Origin of the sequence: Sphingomonas sp. NFX23, from assembly GCF_049887795.1 — a bacterium.
Taxonomy (GTDB): Bacteria; Pseudomonadota; Alphaproteobacteria; order Sphingomonadales; family Sphingomonadaceae; genus Sphingomonas.
Window position 1 is genome coordinate 123184 of record NZ_JAGEKH010000005.1, and the last position, 24540, is coordinate 147723.

The 24540-nt window shown below is 62.0% G+C and carries 19 protein-coding genes, 1 tRNA gene and 1 pseudogene; 6 read left to right on the forward strand and 15 right to left on the reverse strand.

From position 1 onward, the window contains the following. Nucleotides 1–20: 20 nt before the first annotated feature. From uxuA to J4O76_RS14280, 5 genes are all read right to left on the reverse strand, one after another. On the reverse strand, nucleotides 21–1193 hold the full coding sequence (gene uxuA, locus J4O76_RS14260; RefSeq protein WP_426282523.1) for a mannonate dehydratase: 1173 nt from the start codon (nucleotides 1191–1193) through the stop codon (nucleotides 21–23). 108 nt (nucleotides 1194–1301) lie between these two features. After that, entirely contained in the window at nucleotides 1302–2099 is a 798-nt protein-coding gene (locus J4O76_RS14265; protein WP_426282524.1) for a FadR/GntR family transcriptional regulator, read from the reverse strand. A gap of 105 nt (nucleotides 2100–2204) precedes the next feature. Continuing rightward, nucleotides 2205–4823 (reverse strand): glycosyl hydrolase 115 family protein, encoded by a 2619-nt coding sequence (locus J4O76_RS14270; RefSeq protein WP_426282525.1) that lies wholly within the window; start codon nucleotides 4821–4823, stop codon nucleotides 2205–2207. 260 nt (nucleotides 4824–5083) lie between these two features. Beyond that, entirely contained in the window at nucleotides 5084–8281 is a 3198-nt protein-coding gene (locus J4O76_RS14275) for a TonB-dependent receptor (protein ID WP_426282526.1), read from the reverse strand. 592 nt (nucleotides 8282–8873) lie between these two features. Then, nucleotides 8874–9626 (reverse strand): dienelactone hydrolase family protein, encoded by a 753-nt coding sequence (locus J4O76_RS14280; protein ID WP_426282527.1) that lies wholly within the window; start codon nucleotides 9624–9626, stop codon nucleotides 8874–8876. 487 nt (nucleotides 9627–10113) lie between these two features. On the opposite strand from J4O76_RS14280, the gene J4O76_RS14285 reads away from it, so the two are divergent. Continuing rightward, a complete protein-coding gene (locus tag J4O76_RS14285; protein ID WP_426282528.1) occupies nucleotides 10114–10635 on the forward strand; it encodes a hypothetical protein in 522 nt (173 codons plus the stop codon). Nucleotides 10636–10927: 292 nt separating this feature from the next. Further along, entirely contained in the window at nucleotides 10928–11293 is a 366-nt protein-coding gene (locus J4O76_RS14290) for a very short patch repair endonuclease (RefSeq protein WP_426282908.1), read from the forward strand. Here J4O76_RS14290 and J4O76_RS14295 read toward each other — a convergent pair. The 7 genes and pseudogenes from J4O76_RS14295 to J4O76_RS14325 all read right to left on the reverse strand — a co-directional run bounded on the left by J4O76_RS14295 (nucleotide 11290) and on the right by J4O76_RS14325 (nucleotide 19493). After that, nucleotides 11290–11898, reverse strand: a complete 609-nt coding sequence (locus J4O76_RS14295; protein ID WP_426282529.1) for an IS5 family transposase — start codon at nucleotides 11896–11898, stop codon at nucleotides 11290–11292. The two genes, J4O76_RS14290 and J4O76_RS14295, sit on opposite strands and share 4 nt — an antisense overlap. Further along, nucleotides 11850–11969: pseudogene (locus tag J4O76_RS14300) on the reverse strand (transposase); the annotation flags it as partial. The gene J4O76_RS14295 and the pseudogene J4O76_RS14300, both read right to left, overlap by 49 nt. A 170-nt stretch (nucleotides 11970–12139) precedes the next feature. After that, nucleotides 12140–13438, reverse strand: coding sequence for a patatin-like phospholipase family protein (locus J4O76_RS14305; protein ID WP_426282530.1), 1299 nt, complete (start codon nucleotides 13436–13438; stop codon nucleotides 12140–12142). Nucleotides 13439–13448: 10 nt separating this feature from the next. Next, nucleotides 13449–14657 carry a trypsin-like serine peptidase gene (locus J4O76_RS14310; RefSeq protein ID WP_426282531.1) on the reverse strand — a complete coding sequence of 403 codons (1209 nt, stop codon included), beginning with the start codon at nucleotides 14655–14657 and terminating at the stop codon, nucleotides 13449–13451. Continuing rightward, a complete protein-coding gene (locus tag J4O76_RS14315; RefSeq protein ID WP_426282532.1) occupies nucleotides 14651–16771 on the reverse strand; it encodes a S8 family serine peptidase in 2121 nt (706 codons plus the stop codon). The genes J4O76_RS14310 and J4O76_RS14315 overlap by 7 nt, the downstream gene beginning before the upstream one ends. After that, nucleotides 16768–17571: a hypothetical protein gene (locus tag J4O76_RS14320; RefSeq protein ID WP_426282533.1), complete on the reverse strand. Its 804-nt coding sequence runs from the start codon at nucleotides 17569–17571 to the stop codon at nucleotides 16768–16770. Before J4O76_RS14320 ends, J4O76_RS14315 begins: the two co-directional genes overlap by 4 nt. A gap of 116 nt (nucleotides 17572–17687) precedes the next feature. Continuing rightward, nucleotides 17688–19493 (reverse strand): di-heme-cytochrome C peroxidase, encoded by a 1806-nt coding sequence (locus J4O76_RS14325; RefSeq protein ID WP_426282534.1) that lies wholly within the window; start codon nucleotides 19491–19493, stop codon nucleotides 17688–17690. Nucleotides 19494–19714: 221 nt separating this feature from the next. Here J4O76_RS14325 and J4O76_RS14330 point away from each other — a divergent pair, with 221 nt between their 5' ends. Then, complete coding sequence (locus J4O76_RS14330) at nucleotides 19715–20032, forward strand: hypothetical protein (RefSeq protein WP_426282535.1); 318 nt, start codon at nucleotides 19715–19717, stop codon at nucleotides 20030–20032. A gap of 196 nt (nucleotides 20033–20228) precedes the next feature. Here J4O76_RS14330 and J4O76_RS14335 read toward each other — a convergent pair whose 3' ends face one another. Next, nucleotides 20229–20804 carry a Pycsar system effector family protein gene (locus J4O76_RS14335; RefSeq protein WP_426282536.1) on the reverse strand — a complete coding sequence of 192 codons (576 nt, stop codon included), beginning with the start codon at nucleotides 20802–20804 and terminating at the stop codon, nucleotides 20229–20231. A gap of 40 nt (nucleotides 20805–20844) precedes the next feature. Beyond that, nucleotides 20845–21942, reverse strand: a complete 1098-nt coding sequence (locus J4O76_RS14340) for a hypothetical protein (protein ID WP_426282537.1) — start codon at nucleotides 21940–21942, stop codon at nucleotides 20845–20847. Nucleotides 21943–22251: 309 nt separating this feature from the next. Here J4O76_RS14340 and J4O76_RS14345 point away from each other — a divergent pair, with 309 nt between their 5' ends. Continuing rightward, the gene (locus tag J4O76_RS14345) at nucleotides 22252–22635 is read left to right on the forward strand and encodes a hypothetical protein (RefSeq protein ID WP_426282538.1); all 384 of its coding nucleotides are present in this window, start codon (nucleotides 22252–22254) and stop codon (nucleotides 22633–22635) included. Nucleotides 22636–22775: 140 nt separating this feature from the next. Here J4O76_RS14345 and J4O76_RS14350 read toward each other — a convergent pair. Further along, nucleotides 22776–22868 (reverse strand) — tRNA-Ser (locus J4O76_RS14350). A gap of 285 nt (nucleotides 22869–23153) precedes the next feature. Between J4O76_RS14350 and J4O76_RS14355 the strand changes: the two genes are divergently transcribed. After that, on the forward strand, nucleotides 23154–23936 hold the full coding sequence (locus tag J4O76_RS14355; RefSeq protein ID WP_426282539.1) for a DUF1134 domain-containing protein: 783 nt from the start codon (nucleotides 23154–23156) through the stop codon (nucleotides 23934–23936). 184 nt (nucleotides 23937–24120) lie between these two features. Then, a complete protein-coding gene (locus J4O76_RS14360; protein WP_426282540.1) occupies nucleotides 24121–24468 on the forward strand; it encodes a hypothetical protein in 348 nt (115 codons plus the stop codon). The last annotated feature ends 72 nt before the right edge of the window (nucleotides 24469–24540 follow it).

A 24540-nucleotide genomic window follows, 5' to 3' on the forward strand; every position in this document is an offset into this window, starting at 1 on the left:
GCTTGGGTTCTAGGCTGGAGTCAGACGGCGCCCCGGCCATGCACGATACCCGTTTCCAGTCCGCGCAGTTCCGCCAGCCCGCGCAGCCGGCCGATCAACGAATAGCCGGGGTTGGTCCGCTTGTTGAGATCGTCCACCATCTGGTGCCCGTGATCGGGGCGCATCGGCAGCGACCGCCCGGTGCGTGCCTGCAACGCGACCAGCTCGGTCATGATCGCGGGCATGTTCGCATCGCCCTCCAGATGCGCCGCCTCGTGAAACGCGCCACCGGGTTCACGCTGCACCGATCGAAGATGCACGAAGCCGATGCGCTCGCCGAGCCGACGGACCATCCCCGGCAGGTCGTTGTCCGCGCGCACGCCGAACGATCCGCTGCAAAAGCACAGCCCGTTGGCGACCGACGGCACCGCCGCGAACAGCGCGCTGACGTCCGCCTCGGTGCTGACCACGCGCGGCAGGCCGAAGATCGGGAATGGCGGATCGTCGGGGTGCACCACCAGCCGGATGCCCTCGGCCTCGGCGACCGGACACACCGCCTCCAGGAACGCGACATGGTTCGCACGCAGCCGAGCTGCGTCGATGTCGGCATAGGTCTCGATCTGCTCGAGCAACTGCGGCGAACTGAAACTCTCCTCGCTTCCGGGCAGCCCGGCGATGATCGTCCGCTCGAGCGTCGTGCGCGCGGCCTCGTCCATCGCCGCGAACCGCTCGGCGGCGATGGCGACGACATCGGTTGCGTAATCCCGCTCGGCGCCCGGGCGGCGCAGGATGTGGATGTCGTAGGCGGCCAGCGCGTGCAGTTCGAACCGCAACGCGCGCGCGCCGTCCGGCAATGCCCAACTCAGGTCGGTCCGCGTCCAGTCGAGCAACGGCATGAAATTATAGGTCACGACCTCGATGCCCTGCCCCGCCAGATTCCGTAGGCTGGCGACATAGGCCTCGATCAGCCGATCCCAGTCGCCCGAACGTCGCTTCAGATCCTCGACGACGGGCAGGCTCTCGACCACTTTCCAGTCGAGCCCGGCGTCCTCGATCATCACGCGACGCGCGGCGATGGCGTCGACGGTCCACACGTCGCCATTGGCGACCTCATGCAGTGCCGTGACGACCCCGGTCGCGCCGGCCTGCCGGATGGCGTTTAGCGGCACCGGGTCGTTCGGGCCAAACCAGCGCATGGTCTGGGTCATCTTCATCGGCCGCTCATCCCCGTTTTCCCATGGCGGTGCAGCCACATGCTCACACTGTCGATAGCAACGATTGAATTGGTCTGACAACCTATAAGCGCCTGGTCGCCGGGTGGATCAGATCGTCGGGGCGCCGCCGTAACGCTGACGAGTCGTCGCGAGCGCCAGTCGAGCCTGTTCCATCGCCATCTCCTCGGTCTGGAACAGGAGGTGGTCCATCACCGACGTCAGGTGCGCGCGCATCGCGCCCCGCGCTGCCGCCGCATCGCGCGCGCGCAAAGCATCAACGATTGCAGCATGTTCGGCGACGACCGGCCGCACCTTGGCGTTGCGCGCCTTGGCATGGAGAAGCGCGCATTCGGGCGACGTCGAGCGCAAATGCCACAGATCCTCGATCGTCCGGACAACGCCCGAATTCCGCGTCGCCTTGGCGATCGCCATGTGGAAATCGCGATCGGCGATCTCGGTGACTTCGGTCAGCAAATTCTCGGTTGTCATCGCCTCGACCAGGCCGTCGAGCAGGTCGATCTCGGCATCGGTGATCTGCACCGCCGCCAGCGCTGCCGCCTCACCCTCGAACATGATCCGCGCTTCGGTCAGTTCGAACGCGGTGATGGCGAAACCCGGCTCTTCGCCCTGCCCCGGCAGCCGGCAGACATACGCCCCGGAGCCGACACGGACTTCGATAAATCCCTGCACTTCCAGCGCGATGAGGGCTTCACGCACCGCCGGGCGACTGGCGCCGTAGTCGATCGCCAGCTCGCGCTCGGCGGGCAGTCGATCACCTACCGCATAGGTGCCCGCGACCAGTTCCTCGAACAGTCGCCGCGCCAGCCGCTGATACAAGCGGTCGTTCGCGGGAGCGTCGTATTTTCCGACCGCGAACAGCGCGTTCTGGGGGGCGGGCTTTGCCACTGGACTTACCAATCTAATGTCTGCGTATTGATGCTACTACGTCGCCCTTCGCAAGGAAACTGGCATCGTCGAATACCCTGAGGGATAGGCGCGCGGCGCGTTCCGTCAGGCGACGGGAACCGCACCTAGATAGGACATCGGTACCGGGGTGGTCGCAAGTACCAGCTTCTGGAGCACCATATTGTCGTCCAGCCGCCAGATCTTGATCGTGTGACGGCCGCTTGCGACGTCACCAAGGCCTGTCGACAATCGTACGCCATTGTCACGCACCGCATCCGCCCAACGCGCCTTGGCGGCATTGTCCGTATCGCCTCCGGTAGGTTCGAGCATGGCGCGCAGGACCTGAACCGCACCGCCGTCGATCGACACGCCGATGCGCGATCCGTCCTGACCGAACGTGTCGAGCGTCGGCACGAGGTATAGCGTCACGGTCGCCGGTCCCGCCTTCGCCACGGTGACGTCGTATTCCAGACAGACGCCGTCACTCGCCAGCGTTGCCGGTCGACCTTGCGGCATCGCGATCATCGCACCTGCCGTACGACCCAGATGCGGGATCGTCGTCCAGCGCAGCCCCTTGCCGTCGCGTGCGCGACTGAACGCGGGTGCTTCGAGGGCAACGATACCGGCCTGCGTCGCGGGCGTCGGAACGAAGACCGGCTGCTGCCGACGCTTTGCCTCGGGCGTATCGGCACCGACCCGGACGATGCTCGGCATGGTCTGTTTGGTGGGATCGTTCCAGATGACATAGCTCATATGGACCTGCGCCATCATGCCGTCCCACTTGCCGCCGTTGATCGCGTGATACCGCTGCGTCAGTTCGCCGTCGCGCCGGAAAGCGGTTTCTACCTGATCGGCAAAATAATTGGCGCGGGCGTCGTTTTTCGACGCCAGCAGCCGGTTCCACGCGGTGCCGTAATACATCCGGTACAGGTTCGCGACCGCCGCCACGGGAAACTCGATCAGCTGGTAATAGGCATCACGCTGATCCGGCCGCAGCGTGGCGCGAACCGTAAGCATCCGTGCCTCCAGCGCGTCCCACTGCGCAACCATCGCGCCGAACTCGCCACCATCGAGGCCCTCGGGCGTGCCTCCGCCTAGCGGGAAGCTGTCCTGATCGATCAACTCCGGTTTTCGGCGTGCGACATACTGGCTGTACTGCGTGACGATCTCGCCGATCGCGCGCGCCTGTTCGGGGCCGAACGTCGCCGTCGCCCATGCGCGCGGATAGTCGGCAACCGCGGCTGGGGTCATCGCATCCGGGTTCCAGGCCTGCGCCAGGAAGAACCCCAGCGGATATTCCATCGGCTTGATATCGCCGACGTTGACGATCCAGATCTGCGCCGCACCACGCCGGTACGCCAGGTCCATCTGCTGCCAGGTCTTCTCGATCTGGTTGGTGTTGATCCACTTGTAGTTGCGCGGACCGCCGACGTAATCGAAGTGATAATAGATGCCGTACCCACCTTTTCGCGGTGGTGCGGCGGGATCGGGCAGGCGACGGATCTGGCCCCAATTATCGTCCGAGAACAGCAACGTGACGTCGTCCGGCACCTTCATGCCGTGATCGTAATAGTCCTGTACTTCCTTGTAGAGCGCCCAGACCTGCGGCGTGTCGGTCGCCGGTTTGCCGGTCACGTCGGCGATGATCTGACGCTGGTCGGCGACGACGCGTTCGAGCAGCCCGGTCGCGGTGCCCTCGGCCATCGCCTCGTCGCCATCACCGCGCATGCCGACGGTCACGACGGAGTCGTAATTCTGGCGGCCGCCCTTCGCCATCATCCGCTCGATCCCGCCGCGCCAGAATTTCCGCAGGTTGGCACCGTTCTTGTCGTAATCCCATGCGCCACCGGTCACGCCCTTGTCCTCGTGGCGATGCCATTCGGCCTGCGCGCGCAGCATCGGCTCGTGGTGCGAATTGCCCATCACGACGCCCATCGCGTCGGCCAGCACCATGCTCGCGGGGTCGTCGTCCGCGAACGCCTTGCCCCACATGGCGGGCCACAGATAATTGCCCTTCATCCGCAACAGCAGTTCGAAGACGTGCGCGTACATCGCCGAATTGACGCCACCGAACGCCTTCTTCGCCCAGCCGCTGAGGCAAGGATCCTCGTCGTTGATGAAGAACCCGCGATAGCGGACCTTGGGCTGGTCGCGCCTCGAGCCGGCAGGGATCAGCACGTCGCGCTGGCGACGGACGGGCACGTCCGCGAACCAGTGCCACGGCGAGACGCCGATCCGCTCGGACACGTCGTAGGTGCCGAACACCGCGCCCCGCCGGTCCGACCCGACGATCACCAGCGCACGCGACACGCCCGGCATCGGATCGTCGACGACGATCTGCCGAAACGCTTCCCATTCGCCGTGCAGGTCGGCGGCGGCGATCTTGCCGGCCGCCACGAGACGATCGATTAAAGCGCTGTGGCCGAGCACGCCAATGATAACCACCGGCCCCTGCGCAACGCCGCTCGCGCCATCGGTCAGTCGCGCAGCGGTGCCGCTGACCCTCTCCAAATCGGCGGCGAAATTGGTGGCGACATGCCGAACCGCGCTGTCGGCGTCGGCGTCGACCAGGACCGCTGCTGGAATGCCCTTTTCGATCAAGGCAAACGCGGTCCGCGGATCGGGCGCCCCATGCGCCTTGGCACCGAACAAGGGCAGCGTCGCGAGCGCAGCGCCGCAGGCGGCACCACCCATCAGCGTACGGCGTGATACGGCCTGTGACATCGTCGTCTCTCCTGTCGTGAGCAGGCGGACAGCCTCATGTGAAACCCGCTGGCTTCGCTTGGCGGACCTCGCATCGGCTATCCGTAGCGCAACCGCGCGCCCGTCGGGTCTTCGCGCGAAACTTCGCCGACCTGCGCCATTATCGTTGAACCGACCTTACCGATCGTCGATCGGCTTGTGCGATCGTAGACCCGGTCGCGACCACGTCTTGAGGTAAATACCGACGGTGCGGTCGCATCACGACCGCACCGTCCGGTCTACTAGAAGGTGCCGCGCAGGCCGACCAGGAACTGCCGGCCCGGCTTGTACTGCGTGAAGGTCGCATTCTCGAACTGGAAGTACGACCGCAACGTCGCATTCGTGAAGTTCGCGACGTTGACCGTCAACTGCGGCGCCCCGGCAAGACCGAAGATCTTGTCCAGGTCGAACGACGACGAGAAGTCGTAGGTCGTATAGTCCGTACCGAACAATGCCGCTGCCGGAATGCCGTTCTGCGCCGCGCCGCTGTTCTGCGAGCCCTCGCGCGAGGTGGTCGACACGCGCAGCATCACGCCGTGCTTTTCGTAATAGCCCGTGATGTTGTAAGTAAACGGCGCCACGCCGAACGCGGTTGCCGCACCCTTGCTGGTCTGATCGACGACCGTCGCATTGGCGTTGAAGCCGAACCCGGTGATGCCGATAGTCTTGGTCAGGAAGTCGAGTGGCTGGACCCACTGGAATTCGAGCCCGTTGATGGTCAGCTTGTCCGCCACGTTGACCTGCGACGTGACCTGGACCTGCGCGGTGCCGGGGCCACCACGCGAGTTGATCGCGATCTGCTGCGTCGGGTTCAGTGTGTCGTAGGTGATCCCGTATTGCGACAGGTTCGAGAACGGAACCGTGCTGATCGCGGTGTTCGTGAAGCCCTTGATCGACTTGCGGAACGCATTGAAGCTGACCACGCCTTCGCGGCCGGTATAATATTCGAAGCCCAGATCGATGTTCGTCGACATGTACGGCTCGAGCGCCGGGTTGCCGATCGACGCCTGATCCGCCGATGGCGCGCCGAAGTTCACGCCCGGCAACTGCGCCGACGGATCGGGACGCGTCATGGTACGCGATCCGGCGACGCGCACCACCGCGTGCTCGCTGACGTCGTAGGCGAAGGTCGCGGCCGGCAGCCACTTCGAATAAACGTTGCGCGTCGACACGATGCTGACGAGGTTCGGATAGCGGCTACCGTCCGGCAACGCGACGCCGGTCGCGGTCGTATTGCGGGGATCGGGCAACGACACGCGACCCGTGATCGTCTGGATTGTGTTGACGTAGCGCACGCCGACGTTGAACCGCAGCATGTTGCCGCCAAGGTCCTGCTCGCCGTTCACCGTGGCGAACGCGGACTTCACCACTTCGCGAATGCCGCCGCCGCTAGCGCCCGTGGTGGACGCGCCGCTTTCCGGCGAATTGTCGTGATAGAAGTCATAGTTGGTTGCGGCTGCAAACTTCGGCCAGTCGACCGTCACGAAACCGGCCGGCCCTGGCGTCAAGTAGCTTGGGGCCGCCGAGTTGGGAACGAGCGAGCCACCATAGGTCACCGGGCCGGTCATGCCCGCGGTCGATCCGGTGCCGAAGCCCGGATAGGTCGGGTAGCCGGCTGGGATCACGCCCGGCGCATTCAGGCCTTCGCAGGGCGGCTGCGAATTCGGCGAGGCAACGAACACGCTGGGATTATTGCCGCAAACCGCGTTCTGGTACGCCTGGCTGTTGTCGTTGCTGCTGATCCGGCGCGACACGTCGTCGAACGCGCCGCCGACCTTCAGGTTGAGGGCCGGCTTGCCCCAGGTCAGGTCGCCGCGCGCGCCCTTGCTCTTGTTGAGCCGGCGTTCGTCGGAGATGTTGACGCGGCTACCGGGATTCCAGCCGAAATTCGCCGGATCGTTCAGGTCCAGCGCGCTCTGGATCGTCGGGATGCCGCTGCCGTCGTTGGAATAGGTCACGGTGTTGCCGACACCCAGCGGGGTCGTCAGGCCGACCGACGGGTTCTCGCGGTGGAAGGTCGAGCGCGCGTAATTGCCCTGCAGGTTCAGCTTGAGCGTGTCGGAGATTTCCCACTCGCCGCCGGGGTTGATGCTGAAGAGCTTCGTCGTCTCGGTGTACGGGCGGAATTCATTGAAGAACTGCGCGTTGGCGAATGTCCCGCCGGTGACGACGCAGCCGATCGTGCAGTCGGCCTTGTCGAACGTCAGGTTGGTCGGGATGATCGCGCCGTTGCGGACGATCCACGCCATGTTCTCGCGCGTCAGGTCGTTCTTCTTGTAGCCGTACAGACCATCAACGTAGAAGTGCAGCGTATCGGACGGCTGCCATTCGGCGCTGACGATCGCATTGATACGGTCACGCGGACCGCGAATGCTGGTCGAACGCCCGAGCCGCGGCAGCAACGCGTTGTCGATCTGCTGGATCGTCGCACCTGGGTTGTTCGCGAGCAGGAACGCGCTAGTGATCGGCGTACCAGCTACCAGCCCCGCCCCAGCGCCGACAGGCACCACGGCTGGAATCGTCCAGTTGCCGCCACCCGTCGTGTTGCAGCCCGAAGCAGCACCGCACTGCGCCGCCGTCAGCGCCGGATTGGTATAGCCAATCGTCTCGAACCCGCGCGTGTCGGTGAACAGGCGCTGGGCGGACACGCCTGCGAGGATACCGACCTTGTCACCGCGCCAGCTGCCGATCAGCGAGCCGCGAGCACCGATCCGGTCCTCGGGCGACTGCTTCGTACCCTGCACGTTATACGCCAGGAACGAGGTCGCGCGATCGAACGGCCGCGCCGAACGGAGGTCGATGTTACCCGCCGCACCACCTTCGAGCAGGTCCGCGGTATAGCTCTTGTTGACCGTCAGCTTGGTGAACAGGTCGGTCGGGAAGAAGCTAAGATCGACCGAGCGATCGGTGCCCTGCGCATCGGTCGCGCCGGACGACGCCACCGCGATCGTCGCGCCGTTGAGCGTGACGTTCGTGAAGTTCGATCCGAGGCCGCGGATCGCGACGTTCGTGCCTTCGCCGGTCACGTCGCGCGTTATGGTGATGCCCGGGATGCGGTTGAAGGATTCGGCGATGTTGGTGTCGGGGAACTTACCGATGTCTTCGGCGAAGATCGAATCCGTGAAGCCGGTCGCTGCGCGCTTCGCGTTCGTCGACTTAGCCAGGCTCGAACGATAGCCGGTAACAACGATGTCGCCGCTATCGGCCGCATCGATCGTGCCGGGGGTCTGGTCGGAGTCCGGCAAGGCCGCTGCTGGCGACGCGGCAGGCGCGGTCGGCCCGGCGGTGGCGGGCGCGGCACCTTGCGACGCGGCGGGTGCAGGGTCCTGCGTTGGCGGAATGGTTTGCGCCGCTGCAACGGTGGCCGACAGCGCTACCATCGTCGTCGCGCACAGGAGCGCAGCGCGCGTAAGACGAGGGGCCATTTTGAAAGGCGTCATGTTCAGGATCCTCTTGGAACCTCGCTGTCCGACTGGCGGCAGGAAGCGTCTCGTTGTTATGAATGCTTGAAGAAAGTCAGGTGCCGGGCGCTAGCTACTGCGCGACGTACTCCACCGGCTCGACCAACTGGCCGACGGGCATGCGACATCAATAGCGTTAAAAGCCATCCCCATTCCTCGTCACGCCCGTCTATGCGGGTCCGTTGATAGCGCTATCTCACCGCTATTGGTCGACGAGTCAAGATGGTTCGGTTAGGCCAATATGACCTTGTCGGCTCTACCGGTTCGGGATCTAGGATGGTCTCATCGGCTTTTCAGCGGGTTAAGTCGTGGCAGGACCGCCGAACGCGCATCGTCATCCTGTAGGAAATTCATAAACCGCTTCCATCGACGGTCTGCGGACGAAGGGGCGTAGAGATCGGCTCAGTCCAATCAGGGCACACCCGTCAGATAGCTGCCGTTCGATAGCGGGATCATCGGCTTATTCGTTCTTGCCGGGCAAAGTCCGCGCTAACCGCTGCGCCTTTCGCGAGATCCGCAAATCCGGCGCCCCGATGACGCGAGCGTCACCGGTCGACACCGCGTTAGACCCTCAGTCGGAGGCAGACAGAACCCGCTGGAACAGCGCGAACATCCACCCGGTCGCCTGCGCGAATAGTGCCGCGTCGTACCGTGGCCCCTCGTCGCGCAGGAACGCGTGCGCGGCGTTGACCTCATGCCATTCATAGCGCGCACCGACCTCTTCCAGGCGCGCGCGGATGAGTGCCCGGCCGGCAAACGGCACATGCGGATCGGCGCGACCGAAGACGAACAGCGTCTCCGCCTTCAGGTCCGCCATCCGCGCGAGGCTATCGTCATCCTTGCCGAGCCCGAGCGATCCCACATGGATATCGGTCGGATAAAAGCACGCCGCCGCCAGCACGCGCGGATCCAGCGCGGCACGGTACGCCAGATGCCCGCCCAGGCACACGCCCACCGTCGCGAGCCGCCCCGTACAGGCCGCGTGCCCGGCCAGAAAATCCAGCCCGGCGGTCGCATCGGCATCGAACGCCGCAACCGGCTTGGCGATCTTCAACGCGTTGCCGCGATCCGTACCGGCGGTATCGTACGCCAGCACGGTCCCGGGCGCTTCATACTCGTGATACACCTCGGGGACCGCGACACAGTAGCCGTGCCCCGCGATATACGCCGCCAGTCGCCGGATCGGCGCGGTCACCTGATAGATTTCCGAGAACAGCAAAACCCCGGGAAACCGCCCCTCGATCGCCGGGCGAAACACATGAACCCGCATCACGCCGCCATCGGCCGAGGGCAGGTCGACGAATTCGTCGCTGGAGATGATCATGGCGCGGTATCCCGATAGAGCTGCCCAGCCGCGCTACCGCATCGCCGGGGCTCGTTCACGGGAAATTCGGCGTACGCCGCCAATGCACGCGGCCAGTGTCGATGGTTCGATCGGAATTCAGCAAAATGCGTCCCCTCGATACCCATTACCGCACCAGATGAGCCGGATTTAGGCTTCTACGGCAGCCATGCGACGCATCTGGTGCCCAAGCGTCACGCCTGCTCCAACGCCACCTCGCCACAGTGCCGGTTACAGCGGCGCAGGCATCTGCTATTCGGTCGGCGATACGTAGGCTCCTGCCCTTCCTTGCCTGTCTGATGTGGCGGCGACCGGCGCGCGTGTTGTTCGTCCACATCGCATTCCGCTCAACCTGTTTGATACGCGCACGAGCGGCGACGTGGCGGCGCCGTAATTCGATCGGTTCAGGTTCTCCGCCGACGTTCTTGGCAAGATCTACTCTGGGATTGGCACGGTCCAGCGTGACAAGTTGAAGCGCGCCGTAAAGGAGGCTTATGATTCCGCCGCGCCCGGCATTCCGCCGACTTTGCGCGAGGTTCACACTGCCTACCACGACATCGTCGACGGGAAGCCCAACTCCCCAATGTCCATCATTAGAGACATGCTGGACATGGAGATATTCGCGAAAGACCAGTCCAAGACAATGCCGTTCGATAGCTTCCTCGATGGCGTCGTGGTCATCGCACTGGACGCTCTGGGACAGGACGACCACAGCAAGAACATGCTCGTCGCAGTCATGCTGAACATGTTCTCCGAAAACATGCTCCGGACGACCAAGCTTCCTTTCCTTGGTGAGGACCCACAGCTGCGAGCGATCGATTCCTACCTGCTGGTAGACGAGGCCGACAACATTATGCGGTATGAGTTCGACGTCCTGCGCAAGCTCCTGCTGCAGCGCCGCGAGTTCGGCACCGGCGTCATCCTCGCATCCCAGTACCTTCGCCACTTCAAGGCAGGCGGCACGGACTACCGCGAGCCCCTCCTCACTTAGTTCGTTCACAAAGTGCAGAACGTAACCACGACCGAACTGTCGGCTCTTGGCTTGTCGGCAAGCGCGGCGGAGATGGCAGAACGTGTAAAAGCGCTTGGCAACCATCAGTGCCTCTACAAGACCTTCGACAGCCCGGGCGAGTTTATCCGGGATACCCATTCTATGAACTTATGCGGTCACGCGGCGCGAAATAGGAAGGCCCATTGGTCGATTTCCTGAGTCCTGAAGCGGTCCGAGCGGATGTCGCGGATCCGCTCTTCACACGTCGCCTGAACTTGCCCTGCGCTGGGCTCTGCATGCTCTTGGGTTTAGGTTCCGGCTCCATGGCAAGGACCTTCCTGGAAAGCCGGATATTGTGCTCCCGCAATACAAGACGGTTGTGTTCGTCCACGAGTGCTTCTGGCATCGTCATGCGGGCTGCAAGGTTGCCACCACGCTGAAAAGCAATACGGAATTCTGGGTCGAGAAGTTCGATCGAAATATCGCCCGCGATACTCGGTCCATTGGCCTGCTCGAGGCTCAAGGCTGGAAAGTCATTATCGCTTGGGAGTGCGAGCTTTCCTCCGCGCGAAAAGCTGCCGATGCTGCGCTCAGGATTGCTGCAGAAATCCGAACCGGCGTCCCTGGACTTTGTATGACGGCAACGACAAGTAATTAGGCCACGTGGACAAAGGGCAGCCACAGCGTAACTGATGCGAGTGCGACGAAGCCGAGATATAACTCTGCGGTCTTGTCATAACGCGTTGCGACACGGCGCCAGTTCTTGAGCTTGCTGAACAAGCGCTCGACGAGATTGCGCCAACGGTATTTTTCGCGATCATGCGGGATCGGTATGCGGCGGTTGCTCTTGGTTGGAATGACCGCCTCAACATCCGCCTTGGCGAGTTCCTGTCGGATGGCATCGGCATCATAGCCCTTATCGGCATGCAGCGCCTGGATCCGGTCAGCCAGCATCCCGAACAAGGGCGCGAAGCCCTTCACGTCGTGGGCTTGGCCCCGTGTCAGGACAAAACATAGTGGCCGGCCCTGACCATCACATCGGGCGGGCAGCTTGGTTGTGAAGCCGCCTCGCGAACGGCCGAGCCCCTCGAATTCCTGGTCCCTTTTTTTAGCCCGACGGCGCAGCGATGTGCCCGGACTACGGTGCTGTCGATGATGTTGGCGCTGACATCCCGCTCGACGACAGCGGCTAGGGCCTCCAGCATGGCTTCGAACACGCCCGTCACGACCCAGCGACGATACCGCCGGAACACACTGTTCCACTCGCCGTATTCATCCGGCAAATGCCGCCATTGCGCGCCTGTCCGCGCCATCCACACCATGCTTTCGAAATAGGGCCGGTTGTCTCCCGCGGGTCAACAGCCACGTCCTCGCTCCGACGGCAGCAGGGGCCCGATCAGAGCCCACTCATCATCCGAAACCCCGATCCGCTCGACCAACGCAGCCTCCAAAAGACAGCCTTGAATCAACCGATCAGACGCACTTCAATCTTTGTCCACGTGGCCTAGTTCGGGCGCGCATCCCATGACGGAAGTGCTTCCGTTGCCCGACTGCGACCGTAGCTAATCAGGCAGCGCATGTAGCGCGGATAGAACTGCAACGGCCGATCGGCGCGTCGGTCCGCCTCCTTCCACGCAGAACAACGCTGAGCTGGCTCGCCCCCTGGTCCGTCAAGGTCCGTTGTGTGCGCGCCAGCGCTTTCATCTATTTTTGTGAAGAAAAAATCGCGGCGCTCCAACCGTGCGCGAGCGGCAATGCGATCCGCGGAAAACCGGTATACCTGATTCGCGAGGATTTGCTCTGACCGAAAAGCAAGGTCAAGGAAGGTGTATTTCGGATGTGGCCCAGGCGGCGGCGTCTCGTCAGATATGCGCTGGTCGCCATTGATGATCACGTAAGTGCGAGGAGGCGCCTCGGCCAACCCGGCCGCTGCCACCCGTTCTTCGAGAACACGACCGATCTCGTCCGAAAATACCCCGAAGCGTGCACCGCCGTCGATGTACATCCGCTCATCGATAAAAACAGGCGGTGCCGCGATCGGCGCGGAAGACGACGCGACGACTGCTTCGACATAACAGATCTTTAGCTTGTCGCGCTCGCCGGGCGGAGCTGCAAACCAGCGGGCAGCCATGTCGGTCAGGTCGAAGGCAACCGCTTCTCCGCTACCGACGTCGACCGCACCTACGAAGAGCTTGCGCCCGGACTTACCTCCATCCTTGACGGTAGTCAGCACCCGATCAGTAAGGGCCGTCGCCAACCTTCCGCGCAGAGGATTAAGGTCTGCCAGAGCTCCCTTGCGCAAAAGAGTGACCGCCGCGCCCGCGCCGATCGCACCTGACTTGACGTACGGATTGAGTAGCTCGCGCTCTGATGCGATGGTGTATCCGTCAACCATCGCCGCGGTTTCGCCAGTGAATGCAAACGTCGCGAGGATCGCGCCGGTGCTTATCCCGGTCACGACGGCAAACTCCGGGAGACGTCCGCGCTCGAGCCGCCATTGATCGAGGAATCCCGCACCGTAGGCGCCGTTGAGACTCCCGCCTGAAAGGAAGAGCATCGCATTGCGTTCGCCCGCACCAATCCCGCCAGCATGGGCGTCCAGCGCAGCGAGCATGTCGCCCGCCAGGCTTTGCCTTGACGCCTTGCGGCCCCCATACGGCGCGGTAGCCGATGAAGCCTGCGGGTCGATGACAGCAAGGTCGCGCCGAACAAAGCCGCAGGAGGCGAGCCCTTGGGGCTTAATCACGCACCCACCAATCATGGACACGGACGCCAGCATCACAAGCAATCGATGTTTGGTCATGGCCCTCTTTCTACCAACCAAGCCGGTCGGCGAGCGCCCGGTCCTGTTTGCGCACCGCAGCTGCGATAGCTGACATCCTCACCGCTGAGTTGAGCCCGACAGTGCGCTGTGGATCCGAGACAAAGCCGAGATGATGCAGCGCCACCAACCGGCCGTCCGGATCGAACATCCCGGCCCCTGAGGCTCCAGCCTCGCTGGCGCAGTCGTGGCCGATCTCGCTAGCAGAGCCATCCGTTTGGGCGCCTGCGCTGGTCCAGGGGGGGGAGCTCAAGGCGCGGACCGAGCAGTTACGGCTTACGAGCTTGGGTCGACATTGCGCGTGATGGACCATGACGAGCGGATCGCCCTGCTTGACCTCAACTTGAGACAGGCGGACCGGAACGGGCCGCCCGAAGGCGGCGGCTTGATCGTTCGCGGGCGTGACTTGCAACAAGGCGAAGTCCAAACGTTCATCCGAGAGCAGCCGCTTCTTCACCGCCAAAAATCGGCGAGCTGGGCCGTCTTCCCAGGCCAGGTCGACGACGGCGTTACCAATCACCTCCGCATTGAAGCCGCGCTCAGACGGCTTGGCGCCGCCACAGTGCCAATTCGTCAGAAAGACGTCAGGAGCGATCATCACGCCTGAACAGCACCAGGATAGTCGCGTAGGAGTAGCGGCTCCGGGATCTAGCTCGTCGCCAGCCGTAAGCAGGATGCCCGTCCTGGAACCAACGGCGCGCAACATAGCAGAGCTCGTTGGGTACAGCTCTTCCCACGGGCTGCCGCCGGCGACCACGGAGAACGCGGTCGCCGCCGCAAATGACGGCATGGCAAGCGCTCCTCGCAGTTCGACCTCGGTGGTTGCATCTCCGCCCGCGAGATCGAGCGTGACGGTCTCGCCCCGGATCGGTCCCGTCCAGAACGTCGCGGCTCCGTCGAAGGCGCGGCTGTCGAAGGAGCTCACGAGATGCCCGGCACCGTCATGAATGAGAAGCGTCCAAGCGCGACCTGACGGGCTGCCTGATCGGCCGAACTGTAAGCGTACCGAGCCGGCTGGGGCGCCGTCTGCTTGGAAGACTATGTCGAGAGGAAAGTCCTTTGCCTTCAAGATCTGGGAGCGCACCTTCCATTCGCCGAAGCGCGCAGTCACCCCCTGTGCTGTTTGTCCCGGCACAGATGGCGTGGTGGCGAAAATCGTCGGGAAAAGCGCCAATAGCGCAGGAAGCAGGCGGGTCAGCATGCCGGCGCTCCCCGCCGAGGCATCGCCAAGATGATCTCCGTGACCTCCGAAAGTTTATATGTCGCGCCACATGTCGTTACAGTCCCCGCACTCTCGCCGATTAGCACAGGTCCCAACCGACCCACCTCCCCACCAAGCGCCGAACCGCCGGTAGGCTGGCCGAGCGTTAGAACCGCAAATAGAATCGGATCGCCTGGTTTCGACACCCGAACCAGCCGCTGAAGCCGGTCCACGGGTATCGAGGAGATCACCCCGGTGCCCGAGGCGTCCTCGACTAGGATCGAGGCTCCGTCAGACCAACTGCGAATTGTAGAACGTGTCCAACGGCCGGCGACGTTGATCCAGTCGAATGAAGGGTCAAGGAGGGCACGCTGCGGATCCACGACGCCGGTTGCCACCTTGGAGGCCGCACCCACCTCATTGCTAACGCCGTCGACGATCGGCCACGAAGTAGCTTGGAGGCGGATCTTTGCATTTCTAGAACGCTCGAAAGCGCGCGGGTACCGTGCGACCATCGACGCGAGCACGCCCGCAGCGTAGGCCGCGGCTTGGCTCGTGCCGTTAATTGCACCGACGTGGCCCTGATCGATCCAGCCGGGCAGTGCCTCACCGCCGGGCGCCGCCACGTGGACGATCGCGGGCGCGCCGCCCGGGACGTTCACCTTTTCCATCATTGTCACGCCCTCTCGGGTGCAGATACGGCAGGCCGTGACGACCACGACGCCCTCGAGGTCACCTAGGTTCTGCGGCGACATCGGCGAGGCGGAGTCCAAGCGTACGGGCAGCTTGCCTGGTCGCGCTTGGCCAGCGGCCACTACCACAAGCGGGCGCTCGTCGAAGAAGCTGTTCGCAGGAGCGTAGTTCCGGCGTAGACTAGGATCAACGAGGCGTCCGCCCGAAACCGAGGTGCCGTAGGCAGTCTCGAAGTCTGTAGCGATTAGGAATATAGGTCTGGCCGTACGGCCGCTGTCGACGTCGTTCTCTACGAGCGAAATCAGCTTCGCCAGATCTGCCGCACGACGCTGGACCGGCTTGAGAGCGCCGGGATTATTAGGATCGGGCGCGTACCACGGCATCTGCCTGATCCGAGCCATGGGTGCGAGCCCGTTGAACCCCATGCCGTTCCGCGCAGCGATGATGCCAGCCATGTGGGTGCCGTGATGTTTCGCCGAATCGAAGGTCGCCCAGTCGCATTTCCAGGTACTGGCAGCCGGTGGTGGTGCGATCGGTTTGCCGTCTTCGCCATACACTGCACCACCGAGATTTGGCGGCGCTGTCACCGGCGTATCGATGATCCATATGTCGGGCACGCCCGCAGGCGCGGGCTGACTGGCTATCAACGCCTGTAGCTCAGGGTCGTCCGCGGGACGCGTCGCGTATGTGTATGTGGCAGGCGGCGTTTGGTCGGCTCGACAACCTGCCTGATAATCCTCAGCCGAGGCTGCAAACACGCGAGCAGGTTGTAGAGGGTCTCTGAGCGTGGCGCTGATGATGACGTTCCGATTGGGCGGGCCGAGCGCTTCACGGCCGCGGCGAACGGAGTCGTCATTCGGCATCGCGACGTCGACGTCGTAGGCGCGGAACTGGACGCGGCGTAGCCCACCCTTGACCACCGACTTGACGATTGCCTTGTTCCAGCGGCTAACTAGATCCAACCGCTTCAGCCGTTCACCAGGATCTTCTTCATCATAGGTCCGTGACACTAGACCTCTTGTAATCTCAACGTCCGGAAGCATGTAATGCGTTCTGGCCTGAAGGTTGTTCGGGTCGACGTTTTCTGGGTTCAAACGGACTAGGGTTGGTTTGATGTGCTCGCACGAGCTGGCCGGGAACCCCTGCTGTACGAGCAAGACGCACGGCGTCTCTCCCGCCGCCAAGATCACCTGGCGTACCGGAAGGAGATCCGGCTGGTCGCTCAGGAGATTGATCCGTTCCGCGATGTCCTTGCCAACGTCGCCGCCGACGAAGGAGATATGCAGGGTCGGCACCAGCGGCGCCGGGGCGACCTCCGACGTTAGCGGATCGGTCGACGGGATTGCCTTGTGATCAGCGACTGGCGAAGGCGAAGCTACTGCCTGCATCAGCAACGCGGCAACAAGAGTGCCCGCGGTCATGGCCGCCCGTACAATGCTGCATGCTGCTTGATGTCTTCGGAACTCAATGCCAGCAACATCGTGCCCCCGCCGCCGCAATAGTAGTGCATTGCCGATCCGGGATCGTACTTACCGACGGGCCTCCAATCGTCGTCCTCCTGAGCGCAGCCCTTGATGCCCCTGACCTGCTCGTGGCGATAGCCGAGGACGTGGCCGATCTCGTGTCGCATAACGCCAGATCGGTCGTATGATGTCGTCTTGAAGCGCGGGAAGACGTAGAGGTAGCGGGCACCGACCGGGTCGTTGGGAAAGAACCCGACTGCGATGAACGGCGACGCATCCCGGACGTAGCGCACGATGAATGTCGTCCGGCCCTCGATCGGACTGGCATCCTCCGCGGTGGAATGACTGAAGCTCAGCGCGCACTTGACCGGGCAGGCGGCCACCCACGCCGCACCGCCCTGCGCAAGCGCCATAACGGCTGCTGCATAGACGGAAGGGTCGTCGAAACTCGCGCGGTCAACGGTATAGGTCACGGCCCGCCGCGGACGTGGAAGGATTTGGTCAACGCCGTTGAGCGACAAGACTGTCAGTTCCGGCTTGTGTGCAAGGATCTGGCTCGTCGTCCGTTCACCAGATTGAGCATTCATCAGCCGCCGGACCTGTCCGCGGGTCAAGGGAAGATCGCCCTGGTAAACGTAGTATCGGCGCAACGCGCCTCCCTGCGTCACTTCGAAGGTCGGCAGCTTGGCAAGGAAGTTTTCGAAGGCTTCGTCGTCTTCAGGATCGGCCAAAACCCTGTCGTAGTCAGCGACCGTCATCCTGCTGGCGCCGAGTACAGCGGCATCTGGAGCTTGGACGCTGGGAGCGCTCGCAGAGGACGTCACGACAGCACCTGCGACGCTCAGCGCCAAGGTTGCGGGGTGGAAGAATGACATCACAGCGTCTTCATATATTCGACCAGCGCGCGGCGATCTTCTGAAGTCAGCGCGGCGTTGCCGTAGTCATGACCATCGTTCGAGTTCCCCGGTATCTCTCTGCCAGCGGGATCTACGACGTTGAACGTCCAGATAGGCTTACCGGGCTCGGGTAGGAACCCGACGTTAACGGTATCAAGCACGCGGCCGCCGACGGGGAAGCTTCTGGCGCGCTTCGCGGGAGGCAAGAGCAGCTCGGTCAACGACTTTACCGAGCCGTTGTGCAGATAGGGCGCGGTGGCCCAAATGCCGTTCAGAGGTCGCGCCTTGTACGCCATGAGCTCTTTTAAAGCCGCCGCCTTGCAAAGTGCGAGACGCTCCTCGGGCGGCTTTTGCGCATTCTCTGGCTCAGCAAGGCCCGCGACCTCGATCACGCGAGGCAGCCCGAAAAAAGCCTTCGCAGATGTCTTCAGGATTTGAGGTTTCTTCCCCGCGAGTGTCCCGATTACGGTGGCGGTTAGGATCTGTCGATGGTCGGCAAGTGGCCCGAAGCGTTCCGTACCGGCCAGCAACGCAGTCTTGCCTCCTTCGAGCACTCCCGTGCGGGCACGATAGGTGAACGCGTTGCAGGCCATCCAAGGGTCCGTACCCACTGGCTTCGAACCGCCCCAGATCGGCGACATCTGCGCTATTATCGGCTTGGAGAGGTCGGTCCGCGCGAGCGGCTTGTGGCAACCAGAGCATTGGTCGCGGAACAGCTTGGCGCCTACACGCACTGCGTCTTGAGCGGGCGTTCCAAATGGTTGGGGCCACGACGGCGAGTACAGCTTGGTCAGCTGCTCCTCCATAGCGTCAAGGTTGGCTACGTTGACGCTCGAGACGTACCCGCCGATACCTGCCGACCTTGTCACCTTGACGTCGGCGAACACACCGATGACCTCGCCCGTATTGCGTCCGATGGCGCCGATGTCGAAGGTTTCGCCGCTGGGAAACCGCACGCCCTTGTTCGGTGCGATCCTGTTCCACTGCACGATGTCGTGCTGAGGAACATTCCAGATGAACGGGTAGCTGACTGGGGCGTTGGCAGGCGCCTCGAAGCCCTCTTGGTTGGCGCCCGTCGCGATCGCGACTTTGTTGAAGATGTGGCCAAACGCGTCCAACCTGCCTAAGCCGTACCGACTTGAGCTTTGGTTCATTGCTTGGACGCGTGCCTGCCAGATAACGAGTTGCTGAAGTGCGTTGCGCAACATGGTCCGATTTGGAATGTTGTCTCGTTCGTTGAGCACTCTCTTCGCAAATCGATCGAAGCGCGCAGGCTCACGAACGGTAGCTTGAAGGGCTGCGTCAAGTTGCTCGATGAAGCTTTGAAAGTCGCCCATGCCGGGTGCCCCGTCGATCCGCAGACGCGCTCCACCGTTCCTGATCTCGCCGGTATGGCAAGCGGCGCAATTCATCCCAATCCACGGTTCAGATCCTGGTTGCTTATCGAACCACCTGAGACGCGACCTTTCGAACTTGTCGTCAGGTCCGCGGTCAACAGCGAACCCGATCGGCAACCCTGAAGCGTCGTTTGCGTCGGGGGCGAGATACCCCAGCGTTTCCATACGTTCGATCGTGAAAAACGGTTGGCCGTCTGCAGGGCTTTCCAGCGCGGCGAGCCACGCTCGCGGCGCAAGCCGCGATCCTTGATTGCCATGATACCAAAGTAACCTTTGCTGAGCAGTCCACCCCTGCTCAAGACGTGCTTCGCGCGCGACGCCCGAACAGGCCGCAATAATAAGAACGGCCGTAGAGCAGATCAAGACGCCTAACGAGTATCGGAACATGAGCCCTCTTTTCACTGATTGTTTGTCAGATCAAGGTACAGGAAACTCCAAAAAGCAACGCGACTCGCCATTACAACACGAATGAATTCCGCCAGTATTTCCATATCTTCGATCCGAGGCAAGCTGTAACTTGTATAAATCTTCCGCTATTCATTATCTGTATCAATTTAGCGAAACTAGCCGCATATAAAAGGTCATCAATTTAATACGACAGGCCCTGCTTGCATTTGAAATATCAAACAGATTTCCTAAGTAGCCGTGTGCGCGACGCGGGCCTCTGCATCCTCGTCGCACATAGTTTTCAGTTGATCGGAGAGTCAGGAAAGTCGCGGCCGTTTATGACGGCAGAGCGCCATGAAGCCGCTTCGAGGATGCTCTGTGCGTCGGCCATCGCAATCGAATATAACCAGTACTCGATCACCGATGATCCCTCGGACATGACCGCCGAAATGCCGGGCGCATTTTGTCATGGCCCTTACAAACGTCGAATACAGCTTGGCTACGGCCTGAGGCTTGTGTGTGATGCTAAGTTCTGTTGAACGCCGAATGTCGATGTACAAAACGCACGTATCGATCAGTTTAAAGGCCTACGTCTTGGTATTTAGATTGGGAAACGTAATGGCACCACCGCTAGAATGGGCAACGTCCTAGTGTTCGTTGCCGTTACGACAAAGATGTTGGCTAAAATCGTCCCGACCTCGTCGGACAACTCTAAACTAAGCTCTAGCAACGTTTTCATATGTCGATCCAACATCCTATCGTATTCATCACAAATCCGACCGTAGGCACGGAGAACAAGCCAATCGCGATAAAGGCGGCGATCGCACCTACATTGAACATGTGATTCTTACGCCGCGTGATTTTACTGTTGATGGAGATTTGCACTTCTTCTAAATCCCTGAAGTATGATTCCGTCGGAACGTCACCGGTTTGTACATAGGCCGCCCAAACATCGTTCTTGAACTTATTCACGGTCAACTCGGCAATGTCCCCGAAGAACGGCAAGTTCTGAAAGTTGCCCTTAGGATCGTCCCTAAAGATTGATGTTTGAAGTTGCGGCAATAACGACGCTATCGCGACGGTAGCCGCAACGATGAACAAAGGCAGCGCCGCAAGGGTGACGTAGTGATAGCCCGAAGGGATAGGCTTACCCGACGAAAGAAGATTCACGATGCCTACGATCCAAGCGGATGCGAAGGCCAAGAGCGCAGCGTTCTTCGCTTCTGCGAACCGCAGCATGTCCAACACCCGCCCCAACAGCGCAACGGGCAGCTTGTCGTAGGCTTCGTCGCGCCCCTTAGCTTCTGGCATGAGTGCCCTCTCCCACCGGACGCTATGAGCCTCGCCAACCCTAAATGTCAGCGGGAATGATACAGCCATCGTCCAGCCGGGCTGGCAAGCGACCTTTCGCTTGCATCGTCGCAACGATGTCCGCGTGCGGATCAGCGTGATATTTTAGGTTGCTGCCGAATATATCTGCACGCAGACATTTTGCGACGACTAATTCAATATCGCGAATGGGGTCAGTTTCGTAATCGAGATAGTATTTTTCGTAATTTTTGGAATCATACACGTCCGGGGCCGCGCCGTGGATCACCGCGCCCCTCACACGCATGAGTAACCGTAGGCGATCTTCCGGTATCGAAGCATCAATCGTATCGCGCACAAACTTCACTGCGGCGGCGGTGTGGCCGTGTGCCGCGCCAACCAAGGAATCAAGCGACATGCATAACAAAGGAAAACGCTCCCTTGGATCGAGGATCCACGCTCGGTAAAAATATTCCAACGCCTTCACCCGCTTGCGTGAATGAAGATCATCCGCGTCCACGAGCACGGCCAACCGGTTAAGCCACGCATGATCAGCTGCAGTCAGTACGATATTGTTCACCATCGGCGGAGTGTGCGGTTCATTGCCCATGGACACGCTACAATTGCCGCCAGTCATTGTGCAGCGACCTCCGAACATTGTGCGTCCAGAATGCATATATAGTTCGCGCGGCAGGGTCAGCGCGACCGCCCCAAGGATCGCCGCTGAGGCTTTCCTAGACACTTGAAGCAAAGGTGACCGCACGCCGAGCCAAGTAGCTGTTGGCCGCTTGATCCCGTCCCAACGTACTATCGGCGGAAACTGGGACAGATCAAGGTCAGCGGTCCGAATGCCAGCGAGCAAAAGGCTGGGAGTGAGATCAGCAGCGGACGCGATAAAAAAACGGGAACACTCAAACTTTGCTTCAACGCGGATGGGGACCAGCGGAAATAGGGTTAATTCATTTACAGGGTTGAACAGCGCGGAATCTGCCAAAGCGTATGCCAGCGCCAGTTTGCTCGGTAATTCAATTTGATCGGCGTATGAGCAATCGTGCCGCCGTCGAAGCTCGCCGTCGCGGATGTGCCAAAAGTTTTCGGTGAGGAACGACGTAACGAGCGACCACAGGTCCGTCACGGACATAGCGTGCGCCGTTTTGGCGGATGAACAACAGCGCGCGGATATATTCCTTTCGCCTAGCGAAGATTTCAGTGCCCAGGCTGGAAAGACGATCCCACGCCGGTGCATTTGGCTTATGGATGATGAACGAACTAAGAGGCGTGTCACCACTCGCGTAGATCGCCGATAAGACCTGTTCGATAGCTGCGAGGTGGACTGCTTCTGCCATGTGGATTGAGGTAGCACTGACAATGCCGATGACCTAGCCTTCGAACTAGGAGCCGCAACGAACAGGAGCGATAATGCCGGCGCGACGAACGACGTGAGCGTTTGGTGACGCGGCGCAATGATTTTCAGCGCGAAACATTGCTTGCCCTTCAAGACGTCTCACAGAAACTGCTGCGCAATACGGGCGCATCGCTCCATCAGGACGTTGTAGCACACAGGGCCACAGGTAAATGGCAACGGCAGCAGCTTCCCGATGACCTATCAAACGATCATCTTCGACTGAACACGCAAACGATGTTGCTCGCGAGCAGGGTTCGAGATGATGAGGTCAGGAGGTTAGCGGACGGGCTTCGCACTCAAACGGCAGTCGTCGGCTTATCGAGCGATGAACGCGAGGCGGAAGGCCGTATGATGGCTGCTGCCGACACGCAAAGCGCGCTGATCCAGCGTATTGGTGAAATCGTACGCGGGTTGGATGAAGCCGACTAACGTCACTTACCGCCCAACTGATCGGTCACTGCTTGTCACAGACCGTCATTCCCGGTCACTTGATCGGTCAGCAATTTGGTCACTGGTGGATTGCCGCAAACCGAAAAATCGGCAGAAAATCAACCTTTCTCAAGGTTGACTGGCGGAGACGGAGGGATTCGAACCCTCGGTACCAGTAAACCCGGTACGGCGGTTTAGCAAACCGCTGGTTTCAGCCACTCACCCACGTCTCCGGCTGCAGCAGATGCGGGGCTATAGCGAGGGTGGGCGGAAGGGGCAACGCCTGTAATGGCGTCCAGCGCGTTATTCGTCATTCTCTAGACCCGGCCACCTCTTCGTCCCGGCTTAGCCGGCCATTCACTCGAATTAGCTCGAATTCGACAGGCTCGCGCCCATCGTTCATTGCACGGCAAGCCCTGCGCTGGTTAACTCGTTGCTTAGGGGTTAACCCGTGGCGCAGCGGTTGACGGCCCTGCTTCAGGGCGCCTTCTGTGTTTGCGATGGGTTTGGGGATCGACATGCGTAGCTTCTGGCTTGGCCTTGGTGCCATTGCGACCGCCGTTTGCGGGAGTGCCGTGGGTGGCGCGGCGAGCGCGTCCGCGCAGGTCCGCACGATCGATCCCAACCAGGCGATCGACGGCGATCTCGCGCCGCGCGCCTATCAGCCCCCCTCGCGTCCGCAGGCAACGCAGCCGTCGCGCCCGGCCGCACCGGACCCCGCCTATCCGGAGACCCCGGTCCAGGACTCCGCGCCGCCCGTCACGACGACCAACACACGCCCCCCGGAGACGCGCGCCGAGGCGACGATGCAGGCCGCCGATACCTATGAGCGCGACGATCTGCTCGCGGCAGGCGAAGGCGTGTTCGGCAAGGGCGCCGCCGGGCTGGGCGGGCTGCTGGAGAAGATCCTCAAAGACCAGGGCCGGCCCAATGCGTATATCGCCGGGCGCGAGGCCTCGGGCGCCTTCATCCTCGGCGTCCGCTACGGCTCGGGGATCATGAGCCACAAGGTCGAGGGCCAGCAGCCGGTCTACTGGACCGGTCCGTCGGTCGGCTTCGACGTCGGCGGCGACGCGAACAAGGTCTTCGTACTGGTCTACAACCTCTACGACACCGAGGAACTCTACAAGCGCTTCCCGGCAGTCGAGGGCCGCCTGTACCTCGTAGGCGGTTTCGCCGCGACCTATCTCCGCCGCGGCAACGTCGTCCTGATCCCGATCCGCCTTGGCGTCGGCTGGCGCGCGGGCGTGAACGTTGGGTATATGAACATCACGCACAAGAGCAGGTGGTTGCCGTTTTAGGCGCAGTCGGAGTCAGCCGGCCACGCCCGGCTGACTCCGACAAGCCCGGCCGGCGGGGCAAGGCCCCGTCCGACGACGTGGGCTTTGCCCACGACGCGCGCCCAAACAACGACTTCGCTCGTGGCGCGACTCCAAAGCCAAGCCCAAAAGTTGACGCCCGCCCCGCAAACGCTACCCCCGGCAAATGGCAAAACCCGACCGCCTCGCCCGTCTAGACGCCCAGCGCGAAGACCTCGAAACCGACTACCGCGAAACGCTGATCGCAGCGCTCGAGAAGACCGCCGCCGGTTCGCTGGGCCTGTTCGACCGCACCCCGGACCGCCGCGTCCGCGCCGCGATCGCCCCGACGATCGACGCGCTCACGGAGATGGGCAGCGACATCGACTCCATGCGCGACCGCCTGATGCTCGAACCTTTCGCGCTCCACCGCGACTTCTTCGCCGCCCGAGGCCCGGTCAGCGCCAGTGCAGTCGGCGAACAGAAGGAAGCGCGGTTGTGGCTCGACAGGCTGAAGGCGGGCCTGCAGCTGTAAATCTCAGCCGCCCGTCATCCTGGGTCGAGCCCAGGATGACGGAGCGTTTGGGACATACTGCGATCGGAGGTA

Bases quoted from the DNA above. Each gene is read 5' to 3' on its own strand.
- J4O76_RS14340 (WP_426282537.1), bottom strand. From the start codon at position 21,942: ATGTCCGTGACGGACCTGTGGTCGCTCGTTACGTCGTTCCTCACCGAA.
- J4O76_RS14270 (WP_426282525.1), bottom strand. From the start codon at position 4,823: ATGTCACAGGCCGTATCACGCCGTACGCTGATGGGTGGTGCCGCCTGC.
- J4O76_RS14325 (WP_426282534.1), bottom strand. From the start codon at position 19,493: ATGTTCCGATACTCGTTAGGCGTCTTGATCTGCTCTACGGCCGTTCTT.
- J4O76_RS14335 (WP_426282536.1), bottom strand. From the start codon at position 20,804: ATGCCAGAAGCTAAGGGGCGCGACGAAGCCTACGACAAGCTGCCCGTT.
- J4O76_RS14275 (WP_426282526.1), bottom strand. From the start codon at position 8,281: ATGACGCCTTTCAAAATGGCCCCTCGTCTTACGCGCGCTGCGCTCCTG.
- uxuA (WP_426282523.1), bottom strand. From the start codon at position 1,193: ATGAAGATGACCCAGACCATGCGCTGGTTTGGCCCGAACGACCCGGTG.
- J4O76_RS14355 (WP_426282539.1), top strand. From the start codon at position 23,154: ATGCGTAGCTTCTGGCTTGGCCTTGGTGCCATTGCGACCGCCGTTTGC.
- J4O76_RS14315 (WP_426282532.1), bottom strand. From the start codon at position 16,771: ATGACCGCGGGCACTCTTGTTGCCGCGTTGCTGATGCAGGCAGTAGCT.
- J4O76_RS14360 (WP_426282540.1), top strand. From the start codon at position 24,121: ATGGCAAAACCCGACCGCCTCGCCCGTCTAGACGCCCAGCGCGAAGAC.
- J4O76_RS14305 (WP_426282530.1), bottom strand. From the start codon at position 13,438: ATGACCAAACATCGATTGCTTGTGATGCTGGCGTCCGTGTCCATGATT.
- J4O76_RS14310 (WP_426282531.1), bottom strand. From the start codon at position 14,657: ATGCTGACCCGCCTGCTTCCTGCGCTATTGGCGCTTTTCCCGACGATT.
- J4O76_RS14320 (WP_426282533.1), bottom strand. From the start codon at position 17,571: ATGACGGTCGCTGACTACGACAGGGTTTTGGCCGATCCTGAAGACGAC.
- J4O76_RS14280 (WP_426282527.1), bottom strand. From the start codon at position 9,626: ATGATCATCTCCAGCGACGAATTCGTCGACCTGCCCTCGGCCGATGGC.